Consider the following 1,732-nt stretch of genomic DNA (forward strand, 5'->3'; position numbering starts at 1 on the left):
TGTGATGTCTCAAGAGATCCCGGGCAGTTCTGCATCAGGACATCCCGGACATTTCATGTCTCAAGACATCGCGGACACTTCGTCTGAGTCGGGGTCGGTGGGTGTGAAGACGGGGAGTTTGCGGGTGTATCGGGCGTATCCGACGTGTTTGGTGCCGTGTTCGGGGATAGGGTGCTCGGCGATGATCTCGCCGGTGACGAGATCCCAGAATGCGCAGGTCTTCTCGTCGATGACGACGTGCAGTTCGCGGCCGGCGTGCTGCTGGCCGATGCCGTAGACGATGTTGCGGATGCTGACCCGCCCGTCGGCGCGGACGGTGCGACGGTATTCACCGGGCGGGACGTCGGTGCTCGTGCCGGTGACGTCTCTGATGTTGGCGGGGCGTTTGCTGCCTGCGCCTCGGGGTCGGCCGTTGCTGACGTGTTTGACGCCGGGCGCTGGCCAGGGGTGTTCGAGGAGGAGGTCGCCGTTGCTGTCGAAGAACTTCACCCCGTCGGCCTGTTTGGCGATGTAGATTGTCTGCCCGGCCAGCTCACGGGCGATCTGGTAGGTGACCCCGCGGATGGCGATCGCGCCGCTGGACTTGACCTTAACGGCGCTCATGTTCTCCAACGCGAACGGTGTCCCGGGCGCCCCCGTGGCGGGCTCGAGGACCATCGGACGCTCCCCGGCGGGCCGAGGCCGGGGAGAGTCGGCGACCGGGGTGGCATCCCAGGCGGCTTGCGGGGTGAGACGGCCGGGCAGGCCCTGGTGGGGGCGCTGCGTGTTGTAGATGTGGTCGAATTGGTCGACCTGCTCCTGCAACTGTGCGAGGGTTTCGGCGATGGGCTGCTTGTCGAGGAATCGAAACAGGGTCTGGTGGAATCGTTCGTTCTTGCCCTGCGTGGTCGGCTTGTAGGGTTTCCCGGTGATCGCCTCGACCCCGAGGGATTTCACGTAGGCGGTGAGCTGACCTTCCCAGCCGCGGCGGGACGGGTTCAGCGCGGCACCGTTGTCAGTGAGGAGCCGTTGCGGAACCCCACGCGCGGTCACGCCCTTCTTGAACACGATCACCGCGTCGGCGCTGGTTTCGCCGGTGGCGACATGGGAGGCGACCGCGAGACGGGAGTGATCATCTTCGAGTTGGAAGATCACGCACTTGCGTCCGCCGGCCAGCACATACTCGGTCGCATCCAACTGCCAGCACGCGTTCGGTGCCGGGTAGACAAACCGACGATAGGACGCCCGCGGCCGCTTCCGCGGCTCCAACCGGGCGACCCCGGCCTGCCGGAAGATCCGTGCCAGCGACGCGACCGATGGCGCAGGCAGACCAAGGGCGGCCATCTTGTCATGCACGCTGATCGGCCCATGGTCCAGGCCGGATGATTCGAGTGCTGCACGGACATCGATGGCGTGCTGCTTCACCTCGTCGGCGACACTGCGAGGGCTCGTCTTGGGGCGCCGGGACCGGGGCGCCAGAACCGCGGCTTGGCCCTCCTCACGGGCGCGGGCGCGGAGCTCGTAAAACGTACTCCGACCGATGCCGTGTTCAGCACAGAACGTCGTCACCGTTCCCCGCGGGGCATCATCAGGCCACCGGGCAATAGCAAGGCGGACACGGGCATCAACGGGAGAGTTCTTCTTCTGCACCCTCTATCACAGCGGAGAACTGTCCGGACCAAAAAACACGGAACCGTCCGGGATGTGTTGATACCCGAACGTCCGGAATGTCCTGCGCCATAACACATTCAGA

The 1,732-nt window shown here is 65.2% G+C and carries 1 pseudogene; it reads right to left on the minus strand.

The features are described from left to right. Positions 1 to 414: 414 nt before the first annotated feature. A pseudogene (locus ABIB54_RS17800) lies at positions 415 to 1,629 on the minus strand (integrase core domain-containing protein); the annotation flags it as partial. Positions 1,630 to 1,732 lie beyond the last annotated feature (103 nt).

The sequence above is a fragment of the Frigoribacterium sp. UYMn621 genome, assembly GCF_040549525.1.
GTDB lineage: Bacteria > Actinomycetota > Actinomycetes > Actinomycetales > Microbacteriaceae > Lacisediminihabitans.